The sequence below is a fragment of the Streptomyces sp. NPDC002690 genome (assembly GCF_053592415.1).
In genome coordinates, this window is the sequence record NZ_JBSFVR010000479.1 from 1 (window position 1) to 4,753 (window position 4,753).

General features: G+C 72.9%; 4 protein-coding genes and 1 pseudogene. All 5 read right to left on the reverse strand.

Annotated elements, in window-relative coordinates:
* Nucleotides 1–274: 274 nt before the first annotated feature.
* Nucleotides 275–1,747 (reverse strand): ribosome biogenesis GTPase Der, encoded by a 1,473-nt coding sequence (der, locus tag ACWD3D_RS33650; RefSeq protein WP_451464508.1) that lies wholly within the window; start codon nucleotides 1,745–1,747, stop codon nucleotides 275–277.
* Between the two features lie 56 nt (nucleotides 1,748–1,803).
* Nucleotides 1,804–2,472, reverse strand: a complete 669-nt coding sequence (locus ACWD3D_RS33655) for a lysophospholipid acyltransferase family protein (RefSeq protein WP_451464509.1) — start codon at nucleotides 2,470–2,472, stop codon at nucleotides 1,804–1,806.
* Nucleotides 2,469–3,248 carry a (d)CMP kinase gene (cmk, locus tag ACWD3D_RS33660; RefSeq protein ID WP_451464510.1) on the reverse strand — a complete coding sequence of 260 codons (780 nt, stop codon included), beginning with the start codon at nucleotides 3,246–3,248 and terminating at the stop codon, nucleotides 2,469–2,471. The genes ACWD3D_RS33655 and cmk overlap by 4 nt, the downstream gene beginning before the upstream one ends.
* Nucleotides 3,249–3,313: 65 nt before the next feature.
* The gene (locus ACWD3D_RS33665) at nucleotides 3,314–4,399 is read right to left on the reverse strand and encodes a prephenate dehydrogenase (protein ID WP_451464511.1); all 1,086 of its coding nucleotides are present in this window, start codon (nucleotides 4,397–4,399) and stop codon (nucleotides 3,314–3,316) included.
* A pseudogene (locus tag ACWD3D_RS33670) lies at nucleotides 4,396–4,596 on the reverse strand (chorismate mutase); the annotation flags it as partial. The pseudogene ACWD3D_RS33670 and the gene ACWD3D_RS33665, both read right to left, overlap by 4 nt.
* Between the last annotated feature and the right edge of the window lie 157 nt (nucleotides 4,597–4,753).

Sequence of the window (4,753 nt, forward strand, 5' to 3'; positions counted from 1 at the left end):
GCATGGGCGCGGCCGGCGCCTGGCAGCGGGTGGGCCGGCACGCCGGGCGCCCGCAGCCCGCGGCTCTGCCCCCGGGCTCGCGGGAGCCCTGAGGGCCGTCGCGCGGACCGTGGACCGGTGACGCCGGGTCGGCCCGCTCGCGAAGGTCCTGTGCGGTCCCCGTACCGATTCCCGGTGCACGAGCACGACGGAGCCCCGGACGCTTCCCTCCCCGATGAGGGGGGAGCGTCCGGGGCTCCGTCGTGCACCGGTGGTTCACGCACCGGTCCGCGTGCTACTTGTTGCGGCCGCGCTTCTCGCGGACCCGCACCGACATGTGGATCGGGGTGCCCTCGAAGCCGAACTCCTCGCGCAGACGGCGCTCCACGAAGCGGCGGTAGCCGTGCTCCAGGAAGCCGGAGGCGAAGAGGACGAACCGCGGCGGCTTGGTGCCCGCCTGGGTGCCGAAGAGGATGCGGGGCTGCTTTCCGCCCCGGACCGGGTGCGGGTGGGCGGCGACGATCTCACCGAGGAAGGCGTTCAGCCGGCCGGTGGGGATGCGGGTTTCCCAGCCCTCGATGGCCGTCTCGATCGCCGGTACGAGCTTCTCCATGTGCCGGCCGGTCACCGCGGAGACGTTGACACGCGGTGCCCAGGCGATCTGCGCGAGCTCCGTCTCGATCTCGCGCTCCAGGTAGTAGCGGCGCTCCTCGTCGAGGGTGTCCCACTTGTTGAACGCGACGACGATCGCGCGTCCGGCGTCCACGGCCATGGTGACGATGCGCTGGTCCTGGACGCTGATGGACTCGCTGGAGTCGATCAGGATGACGGCGACCTCGGCCTTTTCCAGCGCGGCGGCGGTACGCAGCGAGGCGTAGTAGTCCGCGCCTTCCTGGAGGTGGACGCGGCGGCGGATACCGGCCGTGTCGATGAACTTCCAGGTGATGCCGCCGAGGTTGATCAGCTCGTCGACCGGGTCACGGGTGGTGCCCGCGAGCTCGTTGACGACGACCCGGTCCTCGCCCGCGACCTTGTTCAGCAGCGAGGACTTGCCGACGTTCGGGCGGCCGATGAGCGCGATGCGGCGCGGACCCCCGAGGGGGGTGCCGCCGAAGCGCTGGGCCGGGGCGTCGGGCAGGGCTTCGAGGACGGCGTCCAGCATGTCGCCGGTGCCGCGGCCGTGCAGCGAGGAGACCGGGTGGGGCTCGCCGAGACCGAGCGACCAGAGGGCGGTGGCGTCGGCCTCGCCGCTCTGGCCGTCGACCTTGTTGGCGCAGAGCACGACGGGCTTGCCGGCCCGGCGCAGCAGCTTGACGACGGCCTCGTCGGTGTCGGTGGCGCCGACCGTGGAGTCGACCACGAAGACGACCGCGTCGGCGGTCTCGATGGCGTACTCCGCCTGGGCGGCGACGGAGGCGTCCAGCCCCAGCACGTCCTGCTCCCAGCCGCCGGTGTCGACGACCTTGAAGCGACGTCCGGCCCACTCGGCCTCGTACGTGACGCGGTCGCGGGTGACGCCGGGCTTGTCCTGCACGACGGCCTCGCGGCGGCCGATGATGCGGTTCACCAGCGTCGACTTGCCGACGTTGGGGCGGCCGACGACGGCGAGAACGGGCAGCGGGCCCGCTCCGGCCTCGTCGAGGGCACCCTCGATCTCCTCGGCGTCGAAGCCTTCCTGCGCGGCGAGCTCCATGAACTCCGCGTACTCGGCGTCGCCAAGTGCTCCGTGCTCGTGGTCCGAGCCGTCGGAGTGAATCTGGTCGTTCATGAAGTCCGTTCCTCTGTACGTCATCATCGATGGGCCGCGGTGACGCGGCTCACTACTCAGGTCTTGACCGGACGCCCGGTGAGGCGCCTGGCGTCTTCCAGGTGCGCGGCCAGCTTCCGCTGGATCCGCACGGTGGCCTCGTCCAGGGCCTTGCGGGTCCGGCGCCCGCTGCCGTCGCCCGCGTCGAACGCGTCGCCGAAGACCACGTCCACCCGGCTGCGCAACGGAGGCAACGCGGATATCAACCGTCCCCGGGCCTCCGTGCTTCCCAGGACCGCCACGGGGACGATCGGCGCCGCGCCGCGCAGGGCGAAGTACGCGAGTCCGGCCCGAAGCGAGGCGAAGTCGCCCTCGCCCCGCGTGCCCTCGGGAAAGATCCCGAGCGCCCCGCCGTCCGCCAGTACGCCGAGCGCCTGGGTGATGGCGGTGCGGTCGGCGGCCGTACGGTCCACCTTCAGCTGCCCGATTCCGCGCAGGAACGGGTCGAGGGGGCCGACGAACGCCTCTTTTTTGATCAGGAAGTGCACCGGCCGGGGCGCGGTACCCATCAGCATCGGTCCGTCGATGTTGTGAGAGTGGTTCACCGCGAGTATGACGGGTCCGGCGGCCGGAACCCGCCAGGCACCCAGAACCCGGGGCTTCCACAGGCCGTACATCAGCCCGATGCCGATGCCGCGCCCCACGGCCGCTCCGCGCGCTGAGGGCGCGGAAGTGGCATCCGTCACTTCGCGGCCCGCTTCTCCTCGACGAGGGTGACGACGCACTCGATGACCTGCTCCAGGGTCAGCTCGGTGGTGTCGACCTCGACGGCGTCGCCGGCCTTGGCGAGCGGAGAGGTCTTGCGGCCGGAGTCGGCCGCGTCCCGCTTGATCAGGGCTTCCTTGGTGGCGGCGACGTCCGCGCCCTTCAGCTCCCCGCTGCGGCGGGCCGCGCGGGCCTCCGCCGACGCGGTGAGGAAGACCTTGAGGTCGGCGTCGGGCAGCACGGTGGTGCCGATGTCCCGGCCTTCCACGACGATGCCCGTCGTGGCGCCCGCGGCGATGGAGCGCTGGAGCTCCGTGATCATGGCGCGCACCTCGGGGACAGCGCTGACGGCACTGACGGCGGCGGTGACCTCCTGGGTGCGGATCGGCCCGGAGGCGTCTTCGCCGTCGACGGTGATCGTCGGGGCGGACGGGTCGGTGCCGGAGACGATCGCGGGCTTGGCCGCGGCGTTCGCGACCGCCGCCGCGTCGGTGATGTCGACGTCGTTGGTCAGCATCCACCAGGTGATCGCCCGGTACTGCGCGCCGGTGTCCAGGTAGCTCAGGCCGAGCTTGGCGGCGACGGCCTTGGAGGTGCTCGACTTGCCGGTGCCGGAGGGGCCGTCGATGGCGACGATCACTGCGGAGCTTGCGGTTTCCACGGCGGTGGGCACCTTCCTGGTACACGGGGCGGGACGGGCGGGGACGGGGCAGGCCGACGAACGGCCTCGGACAAGGTTACCGAGTACCGGGGACACACCTGTACCCCGTTCGGACGCACCCGGTACGGAGCGGGGTGCCCGGCCCCGTACCGGGCGGTGTTTCAGGGCCGGAGCGACCAGCCGCGCCCGGTGAGGGCGGAGCCGAGCGCGGCGGCGGCGCTGGGCTCGACCATGAGCTGGACCAGGCCCGCCTGCTGGCCCGTGGCGTGCTCGATCCGGACGTCCTCGATGTTCACCCCGGCCAGTCCCGCGTCGGCGAAGATCCGGGCCAGCTCGCCGGGGCGGTCGCTGATCAGGACGGTGACGATCTCGTACGAGGCGGGGCCCGCGCCGTGCTTGCCGGGAACCCGGACGCGGCCTGCGTTGCCGCGCCGCAGAACGTCCTCGATGCCCTCCGTGCCCGTACGGCGCTTCTCCTCGTCGGCGGACTGGAGGCTCCGCAGGGCCCGCACCGTCTCGTCGAGATCGGTGGCGATACCGGCGAGCACGTCGGCGACGGGTCCGGGGTTGGCGGAGAGGATCTCCACCCACATCCGGGGGTCGGAGGCGGCGATCCGGGTGACGTCGCGGATGCCCTGCCCGCACAGGCGTACGGCGGTCTCGTCGGCCTCCTCCAGCCGGGCGGCGACCATCGAGGAGATCAGCTGCGGGGTGTGCGACACGAGGGCGACGGCCCGGTCGTGCGCGTCGGCGTCCATGACCACGGGGACGGCCTTGCAGACCGCGACCAGCTCCAAGGCGAGGTTGAGCACCTCGGTGTCGGTGTCCCGGGTCGGGGTGAGCACCCAGGGGCGGCCCTCGAAGAGGTCCCCGGTGGCGGCGAGAGGGCCGGAGCGCTCCTTGCCGGCCATCGGGTGCGTACCGATGTACGGGGTCAGGTCGATCCCCAGCGCCTCCAGCTCGCGGCGGGGCCCGCCCTTGACGCTCGCCACGTCGAGGTAGCCCCGGGCGACGCCGCCGCGCATGGCGCCGGCCAGTACCGACGCCGTGTGCGCGGGCGGTACGGCGACGACGGCGAGGTCCACCGGCCCCTCGGGCGGCTCCTCGGTACCGGCCCCGAGCGCCGCGGCGGTGCGGGCCGACGCGGGGTCGTGGTCGGCGAGGTGGACGTGGATGCCACGGCCGGCCAGGGCGAGGGCGGCGGAGGTGCCGACCAGTCCGGTACCGATGACGAGCGCGGTTCTCACTGGGCGATGTCCTTGCGGAGGGCGGCGGTGGTGCCGGGGCAGACGTGCTGGCATCCGCGCCCGGGAGAGGCCGGTCTCGATGGGGGCGAGCGTCCGGACCACCCGGGGCATGGCTCCCCCTCGACGTCGGGTCTCCGGGCGCGGATCAGCGGGACATCGACGATACCGAGCCCGCGGCGCGCGGCGACCGCGGGGAAGCCGTTGCGGGGTGTCCACAGTAGAGGGAACGTCCGGCGGGCGGGACCGGTGTTCCCCTCCGCTGGCGGGGATCTCCTGGACCTTCATGGTGCCGAGGCTGGTGACGTGTTCGGACCAGCGGGCGCCCTCCGCCCAGCCGGGGAGGGCGTTGCCCTG

Bases quoted from the DNA above. Each gene is read 5' to 3' on its own strand.
- der (WP_451464508.1), bottom strand. From the start codon at position 1,747: ATGAACGACCAGATTCACTCCGACGGCTCGGACCACGAGCACGGAGCA.